Genomic DNA, 23814 nt, shown 5'->3' with positions numbered 1-23814 from the left:
CAGCGCCAGCTATATCTGCGCAATCAGCTACTTATTTTATAGTTTCCAGCGGGTTCTGGCCCCGCCGGGCTTGGGCTACAGTGTAGCTTTTCGCCAGCGCGGCCCCGCCGGCCATGCCCATGAAAAAAGGACTGCCAAAGCAGTCCTTTGCACATCACCTCGGCGCCGCAACAGGGCTGCGGCAGCCGCCGGGATTTAGTTGCGGGTCTGGTCGACCAGCTTGTTCTTGGCGATCCAAGGCATCATGGCGCGCAGCTGACCACCGACTTGCTCGATCTGGTGATCGGCGGTGTTGCGGCGGCGGGCGGTCATCGATGGGTAGCTCAGACGGCCTTCCTGGATGAACATCTTGGCGTAGTCGCCGTTCTGGATGCGCTTCAGAGCGTTGCGCATGGCCTTGCGCGACTCTTCATTGATCACCTCAGGGCCGGTCACGTACTCGCCGTATTCGGCGTTGTTCGAGATCGAGTAGTTCATGTTGGCGATGCCGCCTTCGTAGATCAGGTCCACGATCAGCTTGAGCTCGTGCAGGCACTCGAAGTAGGCCATTTCAGGCGCGTAGCCGGCTTCCACCAAGGTCTCGAAGCCCATCTTGATCAGCTCGACCGCGCCGCCGCACAGAACGGCTTGCTCGCCGAACAGGTCGGTTTCGGTTTCTTCCTTGAAGTTGGTCTCGATGATGCCGGCCTTGCCGCCACCATTGGCCATCGCGTAGGACAGGGCCAGGTCACGGGCCTTGCCAGACTTGTCCTGGTGCACAGCGATCAGGTGGGGCACGCCGCCGCCTTGGCTGTAGGTGTTGCGCACGGTGTGGCCTGGGGCCTTGGGCGCCACCATCCACACGTCCAGATCGGCGCGGGGCACGACCTGGTTGTAGTGCACGTTGAAGCCGTGCGCAAACACCAGCGAAGCGCCTTGCTTGATGTTGTCCTTGACGTTGTCGCTGTAGACCTTGGCGATGTCTTCATCAGGCAGCAAGATCATGACCACGTCAGCGGCCTTGACGGCATCGTTGACTTCCATCACGGTCAGGCCGGCCTTCTCGGCCTTGGGCCAGGAAGCGCCAGACTTGCGCAGACCGACGATGACCTTCACGCCACTGTCGTTGAGGTTCTGCGCGTGCGCATGGCCTTGCGAGCCGTAGCCGATGATGGCGACGGTCTTGCCTTTGATGAGGGACAGGTCACAGTCCTTGTCGTAAAAAACTTTCATGCTTCGCTCCGTTGGTATCAGTCAAAAATTCAGAAATTCAAACAAACATTCTCAAGAATCTGCATCGTCAGGGGGCCTTGCCGCAGGTCCTGAAGCCAGCAAATAAGCTCCCGCTACAAAAGCGCCCAATCCTACTATGAGTACTAGCCAGGGGTTGGTGCGCCTCGAAGCGTTTTCGTCGGGCTCGCCAAAGATGCCATCACACAAGCGCTGCTGTGTGAAAAGGTCCTGGGACAGACTGCAATCAGGGTCGTCCGTCTGCACCCAGGCCACCACCAGCACAAGCCCCACCAGCAGCAGCACCACCCCCACCGCCTGGCGGGCATGGCGTCGCAGCCGGTGACACCAGCGCATTACACGCGCAAGATGCGTTCACCGCGACCGATGCCGCTGGCACCGGTACGCACGGTCTCGAGGATGGCCGACCGGTCGATCGCGCTCAGGAAGGCATCGTTCTTGGCCTGGTCGCCGGTCACCTCGATGGTGTAGCTCTTCTCGGTCACATCGATGATGCGACCACGGAAGATGTCGGCCATGCGCTTCATCTCCTCGCGCTCCTTGCCGACGGCCCGCACCTTGATCATCATCAGCTCGCGCTCGGTGTAGGCGCCTTCGGTCAGATCAACCACCTTGACCACCTCAATGAGACGGTTGAGGTGCTTGGTGATCTGCTCGATGACGTCGTCCGAGCCGGTGGTGGTGATGGTCATGCGCGACAGCGAGGCATCCTCGGTGGGTGCCACGGTGAGCGACTCGATGTTGTAGCCACGGGCCGAAAACAGGCCCACCACGCGCGACAGGGCGCCTGGTTCGTTCTCCAGGAGAACCGCAATGATGTGTTTCATAAGAACAGATTCCTCTTTTCGCTACCCTCCCCCAACGCCGGTAAGCGCTGGGCTCGGTAGACAATAGATTCGTCAGAAAGGGAAAACCCAAGGACAGGCTGGACGCGCGCTTGCCGCAAGGCGCGCCAACCCAGAAAGGCGTTTACAGATCGTCCGCGCCCAGCAGCATCTCGGTGATGCCCTTGCCGGCCTGGACCATCGGGAAGACGTTCTCGGTCGGATCGGTGCGGAAATCGAGGAACACGCTCTTGCGCTCTTCGCGGGCAATGCGCCGCGCCTCACGCAGCGCGGGCTCCACATCCTCGGGCTTCTCGATCAGAATGCCCGCATGGCCATAGGCTTCGGCCAGCTTGACGAAGTCAGGCAGCGAATCCATGTAGCTGTGGCTGTAGCGGCCCGAGTATTCGATCTCTTGCCACTGGCGCACCATGCCCAAGAAGCGGTTGTTGAGCGCGCAGATGATGATCGGCGTCTCGTACTGGCGGCAGGTGGCCAGCTCCTGGATGTTCATCTGCACCGAGCCTTCGCCGGTGATGCAGAACACCTCGGCATCGGGCTTGGCCAGCTTGATGCCCATCGCATAGGGAATGCCCACACCCATGGTGCCCAGACCGCCCGAGTTGATCCAGCGGCGCGACTCCTCAAAACGGTAGTACTGCGCAGCCCACATCTGGTGCTGGCCCACGTCCGAGGTCACATAGCAGTCCGCATCGCGGGTCATCTGCCACAGCGTCTCGACCACGAACTGGGGCTTGATCACCTCCTTGTTGCCACGGTCATAGCGCAGGCAATCGCGGCTGCGCCAGTCTTCGATGGTCTTCCACCAGTTTTGCAGCGCCTCGGCATCGGGGCTGGCCACGCTCTCGCGCACCATCGCGATCAGCTCGGTCAGCACTTCCTTGCAGTCGCCCACGATGGGCACATCCACCTTGACGCGCTTGGAGATCGACGAGGGGTCAATGTCGACATGGATGATCTTGCGCTCCACCGACATGAAGTGCTTGGGGTTGCCGATCACCCGGTCATCAAAGCGCGCACCGACGGCCAGCAGCACATCGCAGTTCTGCATCGCGTTGTTGGCTTCGATCGTGCCGTGCATGCCCAGCATGCCCAGGAATTTCTTGTCGCTGGCCGGGTAGGCGCCCAGGCCCAGCAAGGTGTGGGTCACCGGGTAGCCCAGCAGGTCCACCAGGGTGCGCAGCTCTTGCTCGGCGCCGCTCAGCAGCACACCGCCACCGGTATAGATATAGGGGCGCTTGGCCGACAGCAGCAGCTGCAAGGCCTTGCGGATCTGGCCGCTGTGACCCTTCTTGACCGGGTTGTAGGAGCGCATCTCGACCGTCGAGGGATAGCCGCTGTAGGCCACCTTCTTGAAGGACACGTCCTTGGGAATATCGATCACCACGGGGCCGGGGCGGCCCGTGCGTGCGATATGAAACGCTTTTTTCATCGTCAGCGCCAGGTCGCGCACGTCCTTGACCAGGAAGTTGTGCTTGACGATGGGGCGCGTGATACCGACGGTATCGCATTCCTGGAACGCATCCGAGCCAATGGCGGTCGTGGATGTCTGACCGGAGATCACGACGATGGGGATGCTGTCTGTGTAAGCAGTGGCAATACCGGTGACGGCATTCGTCAGGCCGGGGCCGGAGGTGACCAGGGCCACGCCCACTTCACCGGTGGCGCGGGCAAAACCGTCTGCCGCATGCACTGCTGCCTGTTCATGGCGAACCAGCACATGGTTGATGGTGTCTTGCTTGTAGAGCGCGTCGTAGATGTAGAGAACTGCACCGCCGGGGTAGCCCCACAGCTGCTTGACGCCTTCGGCCTGCAGTGCCTTGACCAGCACTTCAGCACCCATGAGTTCTTGGGATTTCTGCGCGGACTGATGCGCCGCTTGCGCCGAGTTCTGCTCGGCCTTGGACATTTCCATGATCAACCTTTGTGAATTTCTCTAACGAAAAACCTCTGGTGCTCCTCACCCAGCTCTTGTGGAGCCTGCTTGGAACTTGAGGCCAACGGACATGGGCGAGATGCTTGCGACGCCGGACCGTGACCCTTTTGCTTTTTGATGCTTGTACATTATCGCACTGCAGCATTGCTTTGCGACAAGCTACGGATTTTTTTTCGATAGGATGCGATAATCTAAGGCTTGATGCGGTGTTTTTTGCCACACTTGGTTTATTTACCCGGGTAAAAAGCGAGAAATCTCTGAATAACCACGGTGTTGGGTACGATTTGGCCACAGAACGAGAACTGTCCGACTTTCTGAAAAGCGTTGAAAAGCGAGCTTTCAAGCGCTCGCTTTTTCATGTGCGCGACCAGGAAGCAGCGCTCGACATCGTGCAGGACAGCATGATGAAGCTGGCCGAGCACTATGGGGACAAGCCGCCCAACGAGCTGCCGATGCTGTTCCAGCGCATCCTGTCCAACAGCACGCTCGACTGGTTTCGCCGGCAAAAGACGCGCAACGCGCTCTTTACGACGATGACCGACTTCGAAGGCCCGGATGACGAGGGGGAATTCAACCTCCTCGATATCTACAACGCCGACAATGGGGAGGCCGAGCAGAGTGCCGAGGACCACACCAACCGCAAACAAACCCTTGCATTAATAGAAAAAGAGATACAACAGTTGCCAGCGCGTCAACGCGAAGCGTTTCTGATGCGTTATTGGGAGGAGATGGACATCGCGGAGACTGCAGCAGCCATGGGTTGCTCAGAGGGAAGTGTAAAAACCCACTGCTTTCGCGCCATCCAAACCTTGAGTAAAGTGCTTAAGGCCAAAGGAATCGTGCTATGAACCGCTCAAACACCGCCCAAACCGTTGTCAATGCTGAAATTTTTGCCCGCCGCGTCACCGCTCGGCTGAGCGAAGCCGAGGCTGATCTCGACTACGACATCAGCGAACGTTTGCGAGCGGCCCGCGAGCGCGCGCTGTCCCGCCGCAAGGTGGTGGCTGTGCCCGCTATTGCACGCCAGCCCCAGCAGGAAGCTGCACCTTCTGGCAAACGCAACTGGTGGCGCGCCGTGGTGTCGGCCGTGCCGCTGAGCGCGATGGTGGCCGGCCTGGCTTTCTTCAATGGTGTTCAGGCGGACGAAGGCGCCAGCGAAATGGCAGAGTACGATGCCACCTTGCTGGCTGACGAGCTGCCGCCAAGCGCCTATACTGATCCTGGTTTTACCCAGTTTCTGAAGATTGCTGCCCAAAAGCAGCCCACTGACAAGCGTTGAGACACGATTACGATAACGACGAGGTAGCCGGCAGCACGCCCGCCCCTTCGAGCATCCCCGCCCTGGCAGCCAGTATTTTGCTGGCTGCTTTTGCTGTTGTGGGCATCTACGCCGGCAACAAGGCCGCCAATATCTACGGCAGCGCCGCCAGCGATCTGGTGAGCGCCAACAGCGTCACGCGCTCGAGCAGCCCGCGCAATGAAGGCCCGAGCTGGGAAGCGCTCGATGACGACCAGCGCACCGTGCTCGCCCCCCTGGAAGAGCAGTGGAACTGGCTGACCACCCAGCAAAAAAGCCGCTGGACGATGATCGCCGACAGCTTTGACGATTTCTCCCCCGAAGAGCAGCTGCGCATTGCCGAGCACATGAAGGAATGGGCCAAGTTCAGCCTCTCCGACCAAAGCCAGGCCCGGCTCAACTACTCGAACATCAGCAGCCTGTCGGCCGAGGAAAAACGCAAGCTCTGGGAAGACTACCAGGCACTCAGCGCCCGTGAGCGCAAGCGCCTGGCCCAGGGCGGCGTGCTCTACCACGGTGGCGTGGCGCTGGCGCCCCGCCCCACCGCCCGCAGCACCGGGCGCCTGGTCAAGGTGCCCGCTGCCGCTATCAACCCCAACCGCGCCAACCCGCCCAAAATCCTGCCGCCGCCCGAGATCCGTGTGCAGTCGCGCGGCATGGTGACGCCAGTCGAAGTAGGCCCCCTCAGCGGGCCAGCCCCGGCCGCCAACGGCGCAGCGCACGCCCCAGCCCCCGCGCTACCCCCGGCGCCGTCCCCCGCCTTGCCGCCTGCCCCGGTGGTGGAGACCGCCCCGGTGCAAATGCCCGCGCCTGTTACCTCCTCGCCGCTGCCCCCGCTCGATGCCCCCAGCCGGCCACCGGCGGGCGAATCGCAGTCGCGCAACAGCGACAGCCCGGTGCACCCGCCGACCTGATACTGTCCGCATGCAGACCACTTCCAGCACAACAGCGCTCCCTTCCGGCCCTCTCGCCACCAGCGCCCTGTTGCGCGCACCGCGCCTGGCGCGGCGCATGGCCTGCTGGTTGTACGAGGGCATGCTGATGTTTGGCGTGGTCTTTATGTCGGGCTACCTCTACAGCTCGCTGAGCCAGACCCGCAATGCGATGGACAACCGCCATGGCCTGCAGCTGTTCCTGTTCATCATCTTTGGCATCTACTTCACCTGGTTCTGGCACAAGGGCCAGACCCTGGCGATGAAGACCTGGCAGATCCGCATCGTTGACCGCCATGGCCAGCCGCTGACCCAGGGCCGCGCGTTGCTGCGCTATGTCTGCAGCTGGCTGTGGTTTCTGCCGCCGCTGGTTGTCAGCATGCCCTTTAGCCTGCCGGTGGGCGAAATCGTCGTGCTGCTGAGCGGCTGGATCGTGCTCTGGGCGCTGGCCAGCCGGCTGCACCCGCTGCAGCAGTTCTGGCACGATGCGATCGCGGGTACCCGCCTGGTCAGCGCCGAGCGCCCTGCGCCCAAAAACACGGCGCCTGATCGGTCGGGCTAGATGGACCCTTGTTGCGCCAGCGCTGCTGGGCGCAAGCGCCACGCAGCGCGCCGATCAAATGCTGCAGTGCAATAATATGCTTTGTGTCGCCCGCGCTGTGCCATGATGGGCGACAACCACGCTCCCTATGAACCAGCCCGATCCCCGCCCCCCCACCGAGCCCGCCGCGCCAGCGCACAGCCTGGCCGACATCCACGCCGCCAACCCGCAAAAAAGCCGCACGGGCCTGGCCCGCGTCTGGCATGCCGCAGGCTACTCGCTGCAAGGCCTGCGGGCCGGCTGGGGCGAAAAGGCCTTCCGCCTGGAGGCCATGCTCGCGCTGCTGATGCTGCCCGCCTCCATCTGGCTGGCGCGCGATTGGCGCGATTGGGCCTTGCTGATCACCCCGGTTTTTCTGGTGCTGATCGCCGAGCTGCTCAATACTGGCATCGAGATGGCGATGGACCGCTTTGGCCCCCAGTGGCATGCACTGGCCAAGAAGGCCAAGGACATGGGCAGTGCCGCCGTGTTCCTGGCGCTGGTGCTGTGCGCGGCGGTGTGGCTGCCTGCCTTGTATGAAAGATTGCTGAAATGACCAACTCCCCAAGCTTTTCGATGTGCGTTTACTGCGGCTCGCGCCCCGGCAAGACCGACGCCTTTGGCCAGGCCGCCCAGGCCGTGGGCCACTGGATTGGCAGCCACGGCGGCCAGCTGGTCTATGGCGGCGGCAAATCCGGCCTGATGGGCACGGTGGCCCGCGCCACGCGCGAGGCCGGCGGCCGCGTGGTCGGCGTGATCCCCAAGGCCCTGGTGGACCGCGAGCTGGCCAATGAGCTCTGCGACGAGCTGCACGTGGTCACCACGATGCACGAGCGCAAGGCCATGATGGCCGAGCGCAGCAATGCCTTCATCGCCATCCCTGGCGGCATCGGCACCTTTGAAGAGCTGTATGAAATCTGGACCTGGCGCCAGTTGGGCTACCACGACAAGCCCATCGGCATTCTCAACGCCCATGGCTACTACGACGGCATGCTGCAGTTCCTGCAGCAGTGCGTGGGCCAGGGCTTTATGGACGACTGGCAGATGGGCCTGATCAAGAGTGGCGATGACCATACCGCGCTGCTCGCACAACTGGTCGAAGAAGCCGGCCTGTCGCAGCAAAGCGATGCGATGCGTGCCGTGATCTAAGCCGCGCCCCGCAGACACAAGAACATCGGCCCGCTCATAAGCGGGCCGATGGCTTTTGGTGGGCCACCACCGCCGCGGTGGATGAGGCGGCAGCAGTGTCTGGGGCAGAGCCCTTAGTCGTTATCGGCCACCGTCTTGGCAAACGCAATGCCAATGAGCGAGATGACCGCCGTGCCCACGATGTACCAGGCCACCGGCACCCAGGAGCCGTTGTATTTGTTGAGCAGCCAGGTGGCGAGCAAGGGGGCAGTGCCGCCTGCCAGCGCCGCGCCAATCTGGTAGCCCAGCGTGATGCCGGTGTAGCGCACGCGGGTCGAGAAAATCTCCGAGAACAAGGTGCCCAGCACGGCGGTGATGGGCGCCCAGACGAGACCCAGACCGACGACGGTGGCCATGACCAGGCTGGTCATAGTGCGCTGCTCGAGCAGCATGAAGTACGGGAAGGTGAAGGCGGCCATCACCAAGGTGCCAGCGATAAACATGCGCTTGCGGCCAATGCTGTCGGACAGGCGCCCCATGATGGGAATCATCACGGTCGTCAGCAAGGTGGCAATGGTGACCGCATTGAGCACGGAGATGCGCTCAAAGCCCAAGGTGGCCGTGGCGTAGCTGACGATAAAGGTCGAGAAGATATAGAACGGCGCCGTTTCGACAAACTTGATGGCGACGGCCACCAGCACCGCGCGCCAGTGGTAGCGCAGGGTTTCGACCAGCGGGATCTTGGCGACATTGCCGCTGGCCTTGGCCTGCTTGAACGCAGGGGTCTCATCAATGCCCTTGCGGATCCACAGGCCCAGGAACACCAGGATGGCGCTCAGCAGGAACGGCACGCGCCAGCCCCAGGCCAGAAACTGGTCATCGGGCAAGGTGCTCATCACGGTGATGGCCAAGGTGGCCAGCACCATGCCGATGGTCACGCCCATCTGCGGCACGCTGCCAAACAGACCCTTGCGGTTCTTGGGCGCGTATTCGTAGGCCAACAGCAGCGCGCCGCCCCACTCGCCACCAATGCCCAGGCCTTGCACCAGGCGCAGCACGATCAGCAGGATCGGCGCCCATATGCCAATTTGCTCATAGCCCGGCAGCAGGCCGATCAGCACCGTGGCGCCGCCCATCAGCGACAAGGTGATCACCAAGGTCTTCTTGCGCCCGATGCGGTCACCGATGTGCGAGAAGATAAAGCCGCCCAGCGGCCGGATGAAGAAGGTCAGCGAGAAGGTCAGGTAGGACAGCATCAGCCCCACGACCGGATCGGTGGTTGGGAAGAACACCTTCCCGAACACCAGCGCCGCCGTGGTCGCATAGAGGAAATAGTCAAACCACTCGATGGAGCTGCCCATCAGACTGGCAATCAGTACTCGCTTGTTGGTGGCCGCAGACGCTGCTGGCTCGGTCGAAGAGGTGCGCATGGAAGGGATGTGAACAGATAGCAAAAGAAAGGGAGAACACTGGCCCGGCCCGCACAGGGCCAGGCGCAGCAGATCAGGTGGCCGAGGCGCCCGAGGTGCCCGCAGCGCTAAAGGCGTCAAAGGCCAGCGATGCGGCGGCCAGGTCCTCCAGCGCCGTGCCCACGGCCTTGAACAGCGTGATCTCATCGGCGCTGCTGCGGCCCGCATGCTGGCTGCGGCACAGCTGCTCCAAGGTGGCAGCCAGGCCGCTGGCCTCCCAGGCGCCGCTGGCGATGGGCGCCAGAATATCGCCCGCCTTCATCAGCGCTTCGGGCGTATCGACAAAAACGGTGGCGCGGGCAAAGCAGGCGTCATCGCTCTCGCGCATCGCCGGGGTAAAGCTGCCGATCAGGTCCAGGTGCACACCTGGCTGCAGCCATTCGCCACGCACCAAGGGCGCGTTGGACAAGGTGGCGCAGCTGATGATGTCGGCCTGGCGCGCCGCCTGCTCCAGGTCGGTGGCGACTGCGGCTTGCAGGCCTTGCGCCTGCAGGCGCGCCACCATCGCTTGCGCGGCCTCGGGGCGGATGTCCCAGACCTGCACCTCCTGGATATCCCGCACGCAGCGGTAGGCATCGGGCAGCAGGCTGGCCACGCGGCCGGCGCCCAGCACCAGCAGACGGCGGGCATCGGGGCGGCTGAGCCAGCGCGCGGCCAAGGCCGATGCCGCAGCGGTGCGGCGCGAGGTGATGGCATCACCATCGAGCACCGCCAGCGGGGCGCCGGTGGTCGCGTCGTACAGGATAAAGACCGAATGCAGACCCGGCAGGCCGCGCGCCTGGTTGCCTGGGAAGATGGAGACCGTCTTGACCCCCATGCGCTTGCCGGTTTGCCAGGCGGGCATCAGCAGCAGGATGCCGTCTTCAGCGCTCGTCTGGCCGGCGATCTGGTGGTTGTGGCGCAGTGGCACTTCGCAGCCGGCGATGAACATCTGTTCCAGACAGTCGATCAAGGCCGCCATGGGCAGGTGTTGCGTGGTGTGGGTGGAGTCCAGGATCTGCATGTGGCGCAATAAATCTACTAAAGAGAATTAATTTTCGTATACGAAATTTAATGCAGTTTGAGACAATAAATTTCTTAAATCCGTTCTTTCTGTCTAGGGTTTACCCGAGAATTAGGCCTAAAACGCGGCCGCCACGGCTTCGCTGTGCCACGGGCCAGCGCAGCGCCCCCTACACTGGCGAGCACCACAAGAGCCTGCCATGCCCCACGCCCCACCGCCCCACCACAACGCCGGCGCCGATGCCACCACCGATGTGCTGGCCACCAAGCTGCGCCTGCTGCGGCGCGATGCCGATCTGACCTTGCAGCAGCTGAGCCAGCGCTGCGGCATCTCAGCGTCTGCACTGTCCAAGATCGAACACGGCCAGCTCTCGCCCACCTATGAAAAAATCGCGGCGCTCGCGCGCGGGCTGGAGGTGGACGTGGGCGAGCTCTTCAGCCCGCTGCAGCAAACGGGCCTGCGCGCGCGGCGCAGCATCACCCGCCAGGGCGATGGCCTGGTGCACCGCACGCCGCAATATGTCTATGAGCTGCTGCATGCCGACCTGGCAGACAAGCGCTTTATTCCGCTGCTCACCACCATCAAGGCCCATGAGCGCAGCGCCTTTCCGCAGTTGCTCAGCCACGATGGCGAAGAGATGCTGTATGTGATGCGCGGCAGCGTGGTCATCCATACCGACAGCTACGCGCCGCTGGAGCTGGCCGCCGGCGACTCCTGCTATTTCGACAGCGCCATGGGCCATGCCTGCATCTCGGGCGGCGATGAAGATGCGCAGGTGCTGTGGATCTGCTCGCACACCACGATCAAGCCCTGAACCCGCTGCCCAGCAATCGGTGGCAGACATGAAAAAAGCGCCTTGGTGGCCAAGGCGCTTTTGCGGATGCGGGGACTGTCTGGATCAGACCGCCGCTTCGTCCAGATCGCCGGTACGGATACGGATCACGCGCTCGATCTCGGTGACGAAAATCTTGCCGTCTCCGATCTTGCCGGTGCGGGCCGCGTTGACGATCGCGTCCACACAGCGGTCCACATCCTCGTCTTTCACGGCGACTTCGATCTTCACCTTGGGCAGAAAGTCCACGACATATTCCGCTCCGCGATAGAGCTCGGTATGGCCCTTTTGGCGGCCAAAGCCCTTGACCTCACTGACCGTCAGACCGGTCACACCCACATCCGCCAGAGCTTCACGCACCTCGTCCATCTTGAAAGGTTTGATAACGGCGGTAATCATTTTCATAAAGCTCTCCTGGGATGGGCATATACACGCTGCGCAGGCGATGCGCGCAGCAACTGGGGCTATTGTGCGTCAAGATTCCGGCTTCGGCACCTCCGGGGCCAAATCTCCAGGCAATGGCAGCCCAAGCCATGGCCCATCCGCCCGCTAAACGCCGTCCAGCCGCAGGTCCAGACGGGCAGCCAGCGCCTGGCTCTGGGCGTTGAGCCCTGTCACCTGCACGGCGCTGCCATGCTTGCGCAACCGTGCGCAGACCTTGGCGAGCGCCTGCACGGCCGTGATGTCCCACAGATGCGCCTGCGCCATGTCGATGCGCACCGGCCGGCCCTCGATCTCGCGCACATCAAAGGCATCAACCAGCAGATCGGCCGAGGCAAAGAACAGCTGGCCACGCACGGCGTAGACCAACTCGGCATCGCCGCTGCGCTGCACCTGCAGCAGCCTGGACATCTTGAACATGAAGAACACGCCGCTCAGCAGCACGCCCACCGCCACGCCAGCGGCCAGGTTGTGGGTGGCGATGGTGACCACCACCGTGGCGAGCATCACCAGGCTCGACAGCTTGGGATGTTTGAGCAGCGCGCGGGCCGATCCCCAGTCCAGGGTCGAAGCCGACACCATGACCATGATCGCGACCAGCGCCACCACCGGCACCTGGGCCACCCAGGGCTTGAGCAGCACCATCAAGCCCAGCAAAAAGGCACCGGCAAACAAGGTGGACAGCCGGCCGCGCCCGCCATAGCGCACATTGCTCACGCTCTGGCCGATCATGCCGCAGCCCGCTATGCCACCAAAGCAGCTGGCTGCGATATTGGCCAGGCCCAGCCCGCTGCATTCGCGGTTTTTGGCGCTGGGGGTATCGGTCTGCTCATCGACCACGCTGGCGGTCATCAAGGATTCGAGCAGGCCCACCATCGCAATGGCCAGCGCCGGCAGCGCGATCAGCTGCAGGGTCCGCCAGGACAGCGGCACATCGGGCAGCGCCCAGCTGGGCAAGCTATCGGGCAGGTGGCCCAGGTCAGCCACAGTCTTGAGCGGCAGATCCAGCGCATGGGCTGCGCCCGTCAACACCAGGATGCAGATCAAAGGCGACGGGATGGCCGTACTGATGTGCGGCAGGCCATAGATGACCACCAGGCCCAGCGACAGCATGGCCCAGGTCGCGCCATTGGCGCCCACCAGGTGTGGCAGCTGGGCCGCAAAAATAAGAATGGCCAGCGCATTGACAAAACCGGTGCGCACCGAGCCCGAGACAAAGCGCAGCAGCACGCCCAGGCGCAGCCAGCCAAACAGCACCTGCATGGCGCCGGCCAGCAGGCCCGCCGCCAACAGGTACTGCAGGCCATGGGCCTGCACCAAGGGCGCTGCGACCAGGGCCACTGAGCCCGCAGCGGCCGACACCATGGCCGGCCGCCCGCCCGCAAAGGCAATGACGATGCTGATGACAAAGGAGGCAAACAGGCCCACCGATGGATCCACTCCGGCGACAAAGGAAAAGGCGATGACCTCGGGGATCAGCGCAAACGTGGCGACCGCGCCGGCCATCAGCTCGCGCGGCACGCTCGGCGCCCACTGGGCGCGGAAATAATGAAGAAAAGGGGACATGGCAAAGCGCGCACCCGGTATCACCGAGTGCAGCTCCAAAAAAGACGGAAGTAATGCGGCGGCGCAGGCGGGCCGCGCGATGCCGCGATCAACGAAAGCGAGGGAAGGCGCGCCGCGCTATGGCGGATTGAGCCGCGAGAAGCCCGACTGGCGCGTGGCGACCTGGCGCGCAATGCGTGCGCGCACAAAGCTCTGAAAGCGCGCAGCCCCCAGCCGCCCCGCATTGGGTGCAAACGGCGGGCAGGCACAGCGCATCAAGGGCATCAAGGGCATGGGCCGCAGGCGTGGGTCACAGGCACGGGCAGTGGCCGCCGCCGCTCAGCCGCGAAAACCGTTGGTGATGGGGTAGCGCCAGTCGCGGCCAAAACCCCGGGCCGACAGGCGCGGGCCCACGGCGGCCTGGCGGCGCTTGTATTCGTTGATGCGGATCAGGCGCACCACCCGCTCCACATCGGCGCGGGGGTAGCCGGCAGCCACAATGCTGTCGATGTCGGCGTCCTGCTCCATATAGCGCGCGATGATCGCATCGAGCACTTCATAGGGCGGCAGGCTGTCCTGGTCCTTCTGGTCCGGCCGCAGCTCGGCACTGGGCGGGCGGGTAATGATGCGCTCCGGAATCGGGTTGCGGCCGGTTCCGTAGGGGTCATGGGCATTGCGCCAGCGCGCCAGCTCGAACACACGGGTCTTGGGCACATCGCGCAGCACCGCAAAGCCGCCCGCCATGTCGCCGTACAAGGTGCAGTAGCCGGTGGCCATCTCGCTCTTGTTGCCGGTGGTCAGCACGATGGAGCCAAACTTGTTGGACAGCGCCATCAGCAAGGTGCCCCGAATGCGGGCCTGCAGGTTTTCCTCGGTCGTGTCTTCGGCGCGGCCGGCAAAATCATGCGCCAGCGCGGCCTTGAAGGCTTCGAACTGCGGCGCAATCGAGATCTCCTCATAGGCCACGGACAGGCGCTCGGCCATCTCGCGCGCATCGATCCAGCTGATATCGGCCGTGTAGGGCGAAGGCATCATCACCGTGCGCACTTTGTCGGCCCCCAGCGCATCGACCGCAATCGCCAGCACCAGGGCCGAATCGATACCGCCGGACAAACCCAGCACCGCACCGGGGAAACCGGTCTTGCCCAGGTAGTCGCGCACCGCCACCACCAAGGCCTGCCACAGCTGCTGGTTGGTGTCGCCAGGCTGGGCGATGGGGCCGGACAGCTGCAGGCCCGTGGCCGTGGCCTCGACCTGCACGGTCAGCAGATGCGCGTCAAAACCTGGGGCGCGGGCGGCCACCTGGCCATCGGCATTGAGCGCAAACGAGTGGCCGTCAAACACCAGCTCATCCTGCCCGCCCACCAGGTGGGCATAGACCAGCGGCAGACCGGTCTCGCGTGTGCGCTCGGCCAGCAGGGCCTCGCGGTGGCCGGGCTTGTCCATCTGGAATGGCGAGGCATTGATGACGGCCAGCAGCTGCGCACCGGCCGCCTTGGCCGCCCGCGCGGGCTGGCTGGCCCAGGCGTCTTCGCAGATCAGCAGGCCAATGCGGCTGCCCGCCACCTCGAACACACAGGTCTGCGTGCCTTCGACAAAGTAGCGGGTCTCGTCAAATTCACGGTAGTTGGGCAGCAGCTGCTTGCGGTAGCTGGCCAGCACCTGGCCGGCGCGCAGCACGCTGGCGGCGTTGTAGCAGCGGCCATGGGCCGCATGCTGCGCCGCCTGCGGGTGGCCCAGCACCACCGTCAGATCGGGCCACTGCCGGCTGGCCTCCAGCACCTGCGCCACGGCGGCATCGCAGGCCGCCAGGAACGAGGGGCGCTGGAACAGGTCCTCGGCGGCATAGCCGCAAATGCCCAGCTCGGGGGTCAGCAGCAGCTGGGTGCCCTGGGCCGCGGCCTGCGCCGCCGCATCAATGATCTTGCGGGCATTGCCCGGCATATCGCCCACAACAAAGTTCAGCTGGGCGCTTGCAATGGAAAAATGGGACATGGATGGTTCGATGGCAGTGAGCAGTGCACCAGGGCCACAAGGAGAGTGGGCAGGGCCCGTGCCTGGCGCAGCCAAAGAGTCTAGCCTACAAACCCCAAGGCCTGCGCAGCGGCACGCAAATCCCGCCAGTCCGGGTCCGCTGGCGCGCGGTTTGCGGGCAAAATCGGGCTTTTGCACCACCACCTGCAGCGTCCCATGAACTTTGGCAGCGACAACCAAGCCGGCGTCTCCCCCCGCATCCTGCAAACCCTGGTAGAGGCCGCCAGCGGCATCCAGTCCGCCTACGGCAACGACGAATGGAGCCAGCGCGCCGAGCAGATGCTGGGCGAGGCCTTTGGCGCGCCCGTCAAAGTGTTCTTCGTCACCACCGGCACAGCGGCCAATTGCCTGGCGCTGTCCACCATCGCCCAGCCCTGGAACGCCGTGGTCTGCCACCACATGGCCCATATCGCGGTCGATGAGAACAGCGCCCCGGCGCTCTTCACCGGCGGCGCCAGCCTGCTGCCGATGGCCACGGACAACGGCAAGATCAGCGCCGAGGACCTGGCCGCGTTTGTGGAGCGCACCCCCCACGACGCACCCCACAACATGGTGATCAGCGGCCTGAGCATCTCCCAGGTGACCGAGAACGGCCTGGTCTACCAGCCCCAAGAGATTGCCGCACTGGCCGCCCAGGCCCATGCACTGGGCCTGCGTCTGCACATGGATGGTGCGCGCCTGGCCAATGCCATCGCCGCGCTGCAGTGCCACCCGGGCGACATCACCTGGCGCGCGGGTGTCGATGTGCTGAGCCTGGGCGCCTCCAAGAACGGCGCGCTGATGGCTGAGGCGGTGGTGTTCTTCGACCAGGCGCTGGCCCAGAACTTCTCGCTGCGCATCAAGCGCAGCGGGCAGCTGGTCTCCAAAAGCCGCACCATCGGCGCCCAGTTCTGCGCCTGGCTGGAGGGCGGCCACTGGATGGAGCTGGCCCGCCATGCCAATGCGATGGCAGCCAAGCTGTCGGCCGCACTCGCCGCCACGCCTGGTGTACGCCTGAGCTGGCCCACCCAGGCCAATGAAGTGTTTGTGCGGATGCCCATTGCGCTCTATGAACATCTGCGCGCCCAGGGCGTGCGCTGCTCTGACTGGTACGCCAGCAGCCTGCCGGCAGGTACCCAGCTGCAGGCGGGCGAGGTGGTGGTGCGCTTTGTCGCGTCCTGGTCCAGCAGCGACGAAGAAATCGCCGCGCTGATGGACCTGGTGCACAGCCACCAGCGCCAAGCCGCATAACCTGCCCCGTGCAGCGGCGCAGCAGGCAGACCACAATCGGGCCATGACCTCGCTGCCCGCTGACCCCACGCCCGCACCCCACCCTGGCCCCAGCCTGGAGCTGCGCATCCTGCCCAGCATCGCCGAGTTCGATGCCCTCGCCTGGGATGGACTGCTGGCCTTGCAAGAGCGCCCCACCCCCTTCATGCGCCACGCCTATCTGCAGGCGCTGGAGGACAGCGGCAGCGCCACCGTGGAGAGCGGCTGGCAGCCTTGCCACCTGAGCCTGTGGCAGGGCGACGTGCTGGTGGGCGCTTGCCCTATGTACCTCAAAAGCCATTCCTATGGCGAGTACGTGTTTGACTTTGCCTGGGCGCGGGCCTATGCCGAGCATGGCCTGGACTACTTCCCCAAGGCGGTCATTGCCGTGCCCTTTACCCCGGTGCCCGGCAGCCGCCTGCTGGTGGCCGATGACAGCTTTCGCGCGCCGTTGCTGCATGCCGCCACCCAGTTTTGCGACCAGCAGCAGGTCTCGTCGCTGCACCTACTGTTTGGCGCTGCGCCCGATCTTCAGGCGGCGGATAACATTGCGCTGATGCAGCGCGAGAACGTGCAGTTCCACTGGCGCAACCGCGATGCGGCCGAGACCGGCGACGCCAGGCCCTACGCAGACTTCGATGATTTTCTGGCTGAGCTGCAGCAGGACAAGCGCAAGAAGATTCGCCAGGAGCGGCGCAAGGTGCAGGCCGCTGGCGTCACGTTCCGCCATGCCAGTGGAGCGCAGATCAGCGCAGCCGATTGGGACTTCTTCTACCAGTGCTATGAGCGCACCTATCTGGAGCATGGCAACGCGCCCTACCTGACCCCGGCGTTCTTTGCCGCGATGCGCACGCAGATGGCCGAGCACTGGCTGCTCTTTATCGCCGAGCGCGAGGGCCGCCCCATCGCCGCCAGCCTGATCGCGATCGATGCGCCGGGCACGGGGCCGCGCCACGCCTATGGCCGCTACTGGGGTGCGATGGAGCGGGTGGACTGCCTGCACTTTGAGGCCTGCTACTACCAGCCCATTGCATGGTGCATACGCCATGGCCTGCAGTGCTTTGAAGGCGGCGCGCAGGGCGAGCACAAGATGGCACGCGCCCTCATGCCGGTGCGCACCCCCAGCGCCCACTGGCTGGCCCATGCCGGCTTTGCCCAGGCGGTAGAGCGCTACCTGGCGCGCGAGTCCCAGGGCATGGCCGAGTACCAGCGTTCGCTGCAGGACCACAGCCCGCTCAAACACCGGCCATAAGCCCGGCCCCGGCTGGTTGATCCCCTGCCCAAGTTGTAATTAATCTTGTCGGTGGTTGCGGCGCTGTGACCGCTGTCGGCGATACCGCACAACAAGCACGACTGCGCACTGACAGGCTCTGGCATGGCCGCTGCGCACAATGGCTACACCTCAACCAAGCAAGGAGTGGCACCATGAACAAGGACCAAGTCGTAGGCAAGATCAAGGACCTCGCAGGCGAAGCACAGGCCGGTGTCGGCAAGGCCATCAACAGCCCCAGCCAGATCGCCAAGGGCAAGGCACTGGAGGCCGAAGGCGAAATCCAGAAAAAGGCCGGTGATGTGAAAGAGAGCTTGAAGGACGCCGCTGATGCGGCCAAGAAGCGCCTCTGAGCCTGATCGACCTCCGGGGTGTAACAGCGGCCTTGATGAACGTCACTAACACATACAAATTACCGACATTGAGGCACTCAATTTAAGGCAATATAAGCCTATTGATTCAACCGAACCCCTCCTTGGCCAGCATTCGTTGCTGGCATTTTTTTGCCCGCAGCAAAAGTGCAGGCAGCGCGAAGACCGCCTGCACGAACCGTGCAGAGATGCCAGATATGGACGCGGAAAAAGAGATCAGGCAGGAGCGAATCAGGCCGCTTGCGCTTGCACCGGCGCCAACGATGCCAAGGCACCCAGCAAGGCCCAGCCCAGCGGCCATTCGCCATGGCCCGATTCCACATTGATATGGCCGGCCGAAGGCACGCGCACAAAGGTGCTGCCCCAGCTTTTGGCATAGGCGCTGGCCATGCGGATCGGACAATAGGGGTCGTTGCTGCTGGCAGCCACAATGCTGGCAAAGGGCAGCGGGTTCGCGGGCACGGGTGTGAAGTCTTCAAACAGCGCGCGGCGCTCCGGATCGGCCGGCGCCACCAGCAAGGCCCCGGCAATGCTGCCGCGTTGCTGGTTGCCTAGTTGCTCGACCGCATGCACGCTGGTGATGCAGCCCAGCGAATGGGCCACCAGGATGACCGGGTGCGGCGCGGCCTCAATGGCCTCCTGCACACTGGCTACCCAGGGGCTGCGGTGCGGTTGCAACCAGTCCTCCTGCTCCACGCGCAAGGCGCCGGCAATCCGTTCAGCCCACAGGCTTTGCCAATGGCCGGGGCCGGAGTTGCGCCAGCCCGGCACGATCACCACCGAGACCGGCGCACCCGTCTCGGCTTCTCCACGCCACCCCGGCTGCACAGGCCGCTGGCCATTACGCTGTGCGACCGCAATGGCCGCAGGGCGTGGCGGGGGGGAGGGATTGATCGTGACAAGACAGGCACCGGACATGCATGCATTGTCAAAGCAGGCCTTTAGATCAACAACGACTATTTTTTAGTATTGTTATTTCTAAAACTAATATGAAGCAGCGCCAGGCATTCAGGTCCCATCGGTTTGGCCAATGCGCTGCAACGGCAGGTTCTCGCCCATGAAGTCCAGAAACGCGCGCTGCGCTGGCGCCATATTGCGGCGCGAGACAAAGGCCGCATGCAAGATGCCTTCGGGGATGCTCCAGCCGGCCAGCAGCTCGACCAGGTCGCCATTGGCGACCTCATCGCGCACCATGGCCGCGGGCATCCAGCAGGCGCCAATGCCGTCGAGCACGGCATATTTCAGCGTCACCAGGTCATCGGCCACATAGCGAGCCTGGTGGTGGATGGTCACATGCTCGCCTTCGGGGCCCACCAGCTGCAAGGTGCTGTTGCCATCGGCACTGGTCAGCGACATCGTCGGGATCTTGCTGCCCAGGTCCTGCGGGGTCTGCGGCACGCCATGCACGGCCAGCAGCTCGGGGCTGGCCACCAGGCGCTGGCGCGTCATGCCCAGGCGTTTGACGACCAGGCTGCCGCTGTCATTGAGGTTGGCACGCACCCGCAGCGCCACATCAATGCCCTCTTCGATCAGGTTGATGGTGCGGTTGGTCACCAGCATCTCGATGCGCACCTTGGCATAGGTACGCAAAAAGGCCGGCAGCAGCTTGCCCACCGCGCCCTGGGCCAGGGTGACAGGGCAGGACACGCGCACCGTGCCCGAGGGCTCGCGCTGGGTCTGCTCCATCTCGGCCTGTGCATTCTGCGCCGCCTCGCGCGCTGTTTGCGCATGGCGCAAAAAGGTCTCACCGGCATCGGTCAACGACAGCCTTCGCGTCGTGCGCTGCAGCAGCCGCACGCCCAGCTGCGCCTCCAGATCGGCAATGCGGCGCGACAGGCGCGACTTGGGCACCCCCAGCGCGCGGCCCGCCGCAGCAAAGCCGCCGCGCTCGACCACTTCGGCAAAGTAGTACATGTCGTTGAGGTCGTATTTCATCGTGAGAGGCAGCGTTAGCGCGGTCTGCGCGGGCACAGGCGGCAAAAAAGTCTGCCCATCATAGTTCTAAAAATAGAACAATCCAACCCAATTCCAGCGCTCAATCGGGCCCGCCAGCAGTGACAGAATTCAGCCATTGGCAAAAATGCTGCGACTGCAGCAAAAGCCGTCACCTGATTGAAGGACTGACCATGAAACTGCTGCATATCGATTCGTCCATCCTGGGCGCCAACTCCGTCTCCCGCCAACTCAGCGCCGAAGCCGTCAAGGCCTGGGTTGCGGTGCATCCCAACACCCAGGTCGAGTACCTGGACCTGGCCGTCAACACCCCACCCCACCTGGGCGCTGACGCACTGGGCTTTCGCACCGGCCAGGAAGCCAAGACCGAAGCCGAGCGCGAGCAAAATGCGATCTCCGAGGCCCTCGTGAGCCAGCTGCTCGAAGCCGATGTGCTGGTCATCGGCGCGCCTTTGTACAACTTCAGCATCCCCACCCAGCTGCGCAGCTGGATTGACCGTGTGCTGCAAAGCGGCCGCACCTTCCGCTACACCGCCAACGGCCCAGAAGGCCTGGCCGGTGGCAAGAAGGTGATCGTGGTCGAATCGCGCGGCGGCATCTACTCGACCAGTGAAGGCGGCCGTGCGATGGAGCACCAGGAAACCTACCTGCAAACCATCTTCGGCTTTATCGGCATCACCGATGTGCACTTTGCCCGCGCCGAAGGCCTGGCCATGGGCCCTGAAGCCCGCGCCGCTGCCATCAGCAAGGCCCAAGCCGAGATCGCCCAGGCCGTGGCCACGCCGATGCAGCAGGCCGTCGCGGCCTGATTGCCGCGCACCTGAACAGCAGGAGGCCGGGAGCCCAACGCCCCCTCCGACTGCGGCCTGGCACCCACCACCCAGTGCCGAGCTTTATCGCCGATCTGAAGAAGAGCCTTCCGATCGGCTTTTTTGCGTCTGCATGACAAGGCAAGCCACTGAATCAGCCTATTGATGCGGCGACTGAAAAGTGCTCAACCCGTGGTTACAATCGGCCGCCTCTGCTGCGCTAAAACTGCCTCCCATGAGCCAACTCGGTATCGCCTTGCATGTCTGCGGGCTGTGGATTCTCTCTAGCCTGGACGCCAGCGGCAAGCTGCTGGTCCTGGCGGGGGTGCCGGTGCTGATGGTGGCCTGGTTCCGTTATGTCGGCCATGTGGTGCTGATGGGGGTGTTTGTGCTGCCCAAGCGGGGGCTGGGGCTGTTTCGCACGCAGTCGCTGTCGCGCCAGGTCCAGCGCTCGGTGCTGATGATTGCCACCACCTTGCTGTTCTTCCATGTGCTGAGCATGGTGCCACTGGCCGAGGGCACGGCGATGAACTTCATGGCGCCGCTGTTGGTGATGGGGCTGGCGCCCTGGCTGCTGGGCGAGCGCCCGGGTTGGCACCGCTGGGCGGGCGTGCTGCTGGGCTTTGTCGGCATGCTGGTGGTCATCCGCCCGGGCGGGCAGCTGTCCACCGAAGGGGCCATCTGGGGCGTGGTGACGGCCAGCACCTTTGCGCTGTTCCAGATCAGCACGCGCCGCGTGGCGGCAGACGACCCGCTCACCAGCAACCTCTACGGGGGCCTGTTTGGTGCACTGGTACTGAGCGCCTTGCTGCCCTTTTTCTGGAAGCAGCTCGATCTGACGGTGTGGCAATGGCTGCTGCTGGCCTCCACCGGCCTGTCCGGCTTTGTCGGTCACTGGCTGCAGATCACTGCCTACAGCAAGACCAGTGCGACCTTGCTGGCGCCGTTCAACTACCTGCAAATCGTCTCGGCCACCACCTTGGGCTGGTTGATTTTTGGCCAGTTGCCCGATGCGGCGACGGCTGCCGGCATGGCCTTGATCTGCTGCGCGGGCCTGGGTGTGGTGCTGGTGGAAGTGTGGCAACAGCGCCTGCGCCAGCGCCTGTCAGCCTAAAAAGCCAGCGGAAACAAGAGGGAAAGCGCGCAGAGCCTCTGCCCAATACCCCAGCATTTAAGACCAGCTTCACCATTGAAGAAGTACCCCTTCGTCATTCGCGCACACCGGGGAAACCCAAATATCAAATTGATAGCGATATATGCAAACCCAATGAGCATATAGCGCCTATTCCTTGCTGCTGCTCAGGTTGCAAAAACGGACAACTTGGATTGCCGCACGCCTGAGGGGCTCGGGTGACAATTAACAATTTGGCGGCAATGCTATACATTCGGTGATGACCGTCGCACAAGCGACAAAATTCATAATTCCAGTCACCGAGACGACATGCCATGGACGATCCAATCCTGACCCCCGAAGAGCGCGAAGCCATCAACACAGGGCGCTGGTTCAGCACCCTCTCGCCGACTTTGCGCCATGACATTCTGCGCTGTGCCTATGTCAAGCGTTTCAAGGATGGCGGGTTGATCTTCTCCCGTGGCGATGAGCCCGAAGAGTGGGTGTCCGTGGCCCGGGGCTCGGCCCGCGTGAGTTCGGCGTCGCTCACGGGCAAGCAGATCACCTTGACCTATGTCGAGCCAGGCACCTGGTTTGGCGATGTGGGCCTGTTCGATGACGACAGCCGCACCCATGATGTCTATGCCCATGGCGAGACCACGCTGGTCTGCGTCAGCAAGGCCGACTTCCAGCGCATCTTGCAGACGCATGTGGAGTTCTACCAGGCGCTGGCACGCATGCATGCGCGCCGCATCCGCAGCCTCTACGGCATGGTGGAAGACCTCAACACCTTGCCGCTGCGCGCGCGCCTGGCCAAGCAGCTGCTGCACCTCTCGCGCAGCTACGGCGTGCCCGGCAAGGAAAGCAGCGAAACCCGCATCGGCCTGCAACTGGCCCAAGAAGAGCTGGCCCAGTTGCTGGGCGCCTCGCGACAGCGGGTGAACCAGGAGCTCAAATCGATGGAGCGCGAGTCCTCCATCCGCATCGAGCCCTCGGGCCTGACGGTGCGTGACAGCAATGCGCTGCGCCGCATCGCCGCTTCCGAGTAAAAAGATGCGCATTCGCCCACCACCCGCACTGGCTGGTGGGCCTTGTACAGCACGGGCGCAACGTCCGGCTTAAAACACCCCGTAGCGGTAGGCCACATACAAAGCGGCCAGCACACCGACCACTGCCAAAATCCCCATGATGCGTCCCATAGCTCGCGCTCCCTGGTTGTATTGCTAAATTGCCTCAGCCTCGGCCCAGCGCCATCGCCACACCCCGGTTGGCCAGTGCGTCTGCGCGCTCATTGCCTGGGTCGCCGGCATGGCCCTTGACCCAGTGCCAGGTGATACGGTGCTCGCCGCCATGCACCAGTGCATCGAGGCGTTGCCACAGATCGACATTCTTGACTGGCTCCTTGCTGGCCGTGCGCCAACCCTTGGCCTTCCAGCCAGAGATCCATTCAGTGATGCCTTTGCGAACGTACTGGCTGTCCAGATACAGCTGCACATCACAGGGGCGCTTCAAGGCTTCGAGCGCCTGGATCACCGCCATCAGCTCCATGCGGTTGTTGGTCGTGCCCAGCTCGCCACCAAACAGCTCCTTTTGCGCAGTGCCAGCGCTGAGCAAAGCGCCCCAGCCGCCAGGGCCAGGGTTGCCCTTGCAGGCACCGTCCGTATAAATCACCACTTGGTTCACACCCACTCCTTGGCACTTGCCGCGATTACAGAGGGCCACTATAAGCGCATTTGCTGGCTATTTTTGGGCCCCTGTGCGCGGCGGACTGCAGCCGCTT

At 63.6% G+C, this 23814-nt stretch carries 25 protein-coding genes; 13 read left to right on the top strand and 12 right to left on the bottom strand.

What is annotated here, in order from left to right; genetic code table 11:
• Positions 1–195: 195 nt before the first annotated feature.
• The 3 genes from ilvC to DCO45_RS06305 form a co-directional block, all read right to left on the bottom strand.
• Entirely contained in the window at positions 196–1212 is a 1017-nt protein-coding gene (ilvC, locus tag DCO45_RS06320) for a ketol-acid reductoisomerase (protein WP_116925035.1), read from the bottom strand.
• 353 nt (positions 1213–1565) lie between these two features.
• Positions 1566–2057: an acetolactate synthase small subunit gene (ilvN, locus tag DCO45_RS06310; protein WP_021024891.1), complete on the bottom strand. Its 492-nt coding sequence runs from the start codon at positions 2055–2057 to the stop codon at positions 1566–1568.
• 142 nt (positions 2058–2199) lie between these two features.
• Positions 2200–3990, bottom strand: a complete 1791-nt coding sequence (locus tag DCO45_RS06305) for an acetolactate synthase 3 catalytic subunit (protein ID WP_116925251.1) — start codon at positions 3988–3990, stop codon at positions 2200–2202.
• Between the two features lie 305 nt (positions 3991–4295).
• On the opposite strand from DCO45_RS06305, the gene DCO45_RS06300 reads away from it, so the two are divergent.
• The 6 genes from DCO45_RS06300 to DCO45_RS06275 all read left to right on the top strand — a co-directional run bounded on the left by DCO45_RS06300 (position 4296) and on the right by DCO45_RS06275 (position 7969).
• Entirely contained in the window at positions 4296–4859 is a 564-nt protein-coding gene (locus DCO45_RS06300) for an RNA polymerase sigma factor (RefSeq protein ID WP_116925250.1), read from the top strand.
• The gene (locus DCO45_RS06295; RefSeq protein ID WP_021024894.1) at positions 4856–5290 is read left to right on the top strand and encodes a DUF3619 family protein; all 435 of its coding nucleotides are present in this window, start codon (positions 4856–4858) and stop codon (positions 5288–5290) included. Before DCO45_RS06300 ends, DCO45_RS06295 begins: the two co-directional genes overlap by 4 nt.
• The gene (locus DCO45_RS23340) at positions 5287–6222 is read left to right on the top strand and encodes a DUF3106 domain-containing protein (protein WP_116925033.1); all 936 of its coding nucleotides are present in this window, start codon (positions 5287–5289) and stop codon (positions 6220–6222) included. The genes DCO45_RS06295 and DCO45_RS23340 overlap by 4 nt, the downstream gene beginning before the upstream one ends.
• Positions 6223–6232: 10 nt before the next feature.
• Complete coding sequence (locus tag DCO45_RS06285; protein ID WP_260719193.1) at positions 6233–6802, top strand: RDD family protein; 570 nt, start codon at positions 6233–6235, stop codon at positions 6800–6802.
• A gap of 127 nt (positions 6803–6929) precedes the next feature.
• Complete coding sequence (locus DCO45_RS06280; protein WP_116925032.1) at positions 6930–7376, top strand: diacylglycerol kinase; 447 nt, start codon at positions 6930–6932, stop codon at positions 7374–7376.
• The gene (locus DCO45_RS06275) at positions 7373–7969 is read left to right on the top strand and encodes a TIGR00730 family Rossman fold protein (RefSeq protein ID WP_116925031.1); all 597 of its coding nucleotides are present in this window, start codon (positions 7373–7375) and stop codon (positions 7967–7969) included. The genes DCO45_RS06280 and DCO45_RS06275 overlap by 4 nt, the downstream gene beginning before the upstream one ends.
• A 113-nt stretch (positions 7970–8082) precedes the next feature.
• Here the strand turns inward: DCO45_RS06275 and DCO45_RS06270 are convergent, their stop codons facing one another.
• Both DCO45_RS06270 and DCO45_RS06265 read right to left on the bottom strand, forming a co-directional pair.
• On the bottom strand, positions 8083–9378 hold the full coding sequence (locus tag DCO45_RS06270) for an MFS transporter (RefSeq protein WP_116925030.1): 1296 nt from the start codon (positions 9376–9378) through the stop codon (positions 8083–8085).
• A gap of 73 nt (positions 9379–9451) precedes the next feature.
• On the bottom strand, positions 9452–10420 hold the full coding sequence (locus DCO45_RS06265; protein WP_116925029.1) for an ornithine cyclodeaminase family protein: 969 nt from the start codon (positions 10418–10420) through the stop codon (positions 9452–9454).
• Positions 10421–10619: 199 nt separating this feature from the next.
• Between DCO45_RS06265 and DCO45_RS06260 the strand changes: the two genes are divergently transcribed.
• A complete protein-coding gene (locus DCO45_RS06260) occupies positions 10620–11234 on the top strand; it encodes an XRE family transcriptional regulator (protein ID WP_116925028.1) in 615 nt (204 codons plus the stop codon).
• Between the two features lie 84 nt (positions 11235–11318).
• On the opposite strand, the gene glnK is transcribed toward DCO45_RS06260, so the two are convergent.
• From glnK to DCO45_RS06245, 4 genes are all read right to left on the bottom strand, one after another.
• On the bottom strand, positions 11319–11657 hold the full coding sequence (gene glnK / locus DCO45_RS06255) for a P-II family nitrogen regulator (protein ID WP_116925027.1): 339 nt from the start codon (positions 11655–11657) through the stop codon (positions 11319–11321).
• 144 nt (positions 11658–11801) lie between these two features.
• Positions 11802–13259 (bottom strand): SulP family inorganic anion transporter, encoded by a 1458-nt coding sequence (locus DCO45_RS06250; RefSeq protein WP_116925248.1) that lies wholly within the window; start codon positions 13257–13259, stop codon positions 11802–11804.
• A gap of 117 nt (positions 13260–13376) precedes the next feature.
• Entirely contained in the window at positions 13377–13532 is a 156-nt protein-coding gene (locus tag DCO45_RS22900) for a hypothetical protein (protein ID WP_165841130.1), read from the bottom strand.
• 45 nt (positions 13533–13577) lie between these two features.
• On the bottom strand, positions 13578–15233 hold the full coding sequence (locus DCO45_RS06245) for an NAD+ synthase (RefSeq protein ID WP_116925026.1): 1656 nt from the start codon (positions 15231–15233) through the stop codon (positions 13578–13580).
• Positions 15234–15428: 195 nt separating this feature from the next.
• Here DCO45_RS06245 and DCO45_RS06240 point away from each other — a divergent pair, with 195 nt between their 5' ends.
• From DCO45_RS06240 to DCO45_RS06230, 3 genes are all read left to right on the top strand, one after another.
• Positions 15429–16502: a beta-eliminating lyase-related protein gene (locus DCO45_RS06240; protein WP_116925025.1), complete on the top strand. Its 1074-nt coding sequence runs from the start codon at positions 15429–15431 to the stop codon at positions 16500–16502.
• 43 nt (positions 16503–16545) lie between these two features.
• Complete coding sequence (locus DCO45_RS06235; RefSeq protein WP_116925024.1) at positions 16546–17772, top strand: GNAT family N-acetyltransferase; 1227 nt, start codon at positions 16546–16548, stop codon at positions 17770–17772.
• Between the two features lie 173 nt (positions 17773–17945).
• Positions 17946–18143 carry a CsbD family protein gene (locus DCO45_RS06230; RefSeq protein ID WP_021025136.1) on the top strand — a complete coding sequence of 66 codons (198 nt, stop codon included), beginning with the start codon at positions 17946–17948 and terminating at the stop codon, positions 18141–18143.
• A gap of 249 nt (positions 18144–18392) precedes the next feature.
• On the opposite strand, the gene DCO45_RS06225 is transcribed toward DCO45_RS06230, so the two are convergent.
• Positions 18393–18989, bottom strand: coding sequence for an alpha/beta hydrolase (locus tag DCO45_RS06225; protein WP_243419262.1), 597 nt, complete (start codon positions 18987–18989; stop codon positions 18393–18395).
• A gap of 180 nt (positions 18990–19169) precedes the next feature.
• On the bottom strand, positions 19170–20096 hold the full coding sequence (locus DCO45_RS06220; RefSeq protein WP_021025134.1) for a LysR family transcriptional regulator: 927 nt from the start codon (positions 20094–20096) through the stop codon (positions 19170–19172).
• Positions 20097–20287: 191 nt separating this feature from the next.
• Between DCO45_RS06220 and DCO45_RS06215 the strand changes: the two genes are divergently transcribed.
• The 3 genes from DCO45_RS06215 to DCO45_RS06205 all read left to right on the top strand — a co-directional run bounded on the left by DCO45_RS06215 (position 20288) and on the right by DCO45_RS06205 (position 23083).
• Complete coding sequence (locus DCO45_RS06215; RefSeq protein WP_116925022.1) at positions 20288–20923, top strand: NAD(P)H-dependent oxidoreductase; 636 nt, start codon at positions 20288–20290, stop codon at positions 20921–20923.
• 235 nt (positions 20924–21158) lie between these two features.
• Positions 21159–22037, top strand: coding sequence for a DMT family transporter (locus DCO45_RS06210; protein WP_116925021.1), 879 nt, complete (start codon positions 21159–21161; stop codon positions 22035–22037).
• 332 nt (positions 22038–22369) lie between these two features.
• Positions 22370–23083, top strand: coding sequence for a Crp/Fnr family transcriptional regulator (locus DCO45_RS06205; protein WP_021025131.1), 714 nt, complete (start codon positions 22370–22372; stop codon positions 23081–23083).
• A gap of 184 nt (positions 23084–23267) precedes the next feature.
• Here DCO45_RS06205 and rnhA read toward each other — a convergent pair whose 3' ends face one another.
• Entirely contained in the window at positions 23268–23717 is a 450-nt protein-coding gene (gene rnhA, locus DCO45_RS06200) for a ribonuclease HI (protein ID WP_116925247.1), read from the bottom strand.
• Between the last annotated feature and the right edge of the window lie 97 nt (positions 23718–23814).

The organism is Comamonas sp. JNW (genome assembly GCF_003105075.1).
Taxonomy (GTDB): domain Bacteria; phylum Pseudomonadota; class Gammaproteobacteria; order Burkholderiales; family Burkholderiaceae_C; genus Comamonas; species Comamonas squillarum.
The sequence above is the reverse complement of the archived record's forward strand: the minus strand, read 5'-3'. Positions and strand labels throughout refer to the sequence as shown.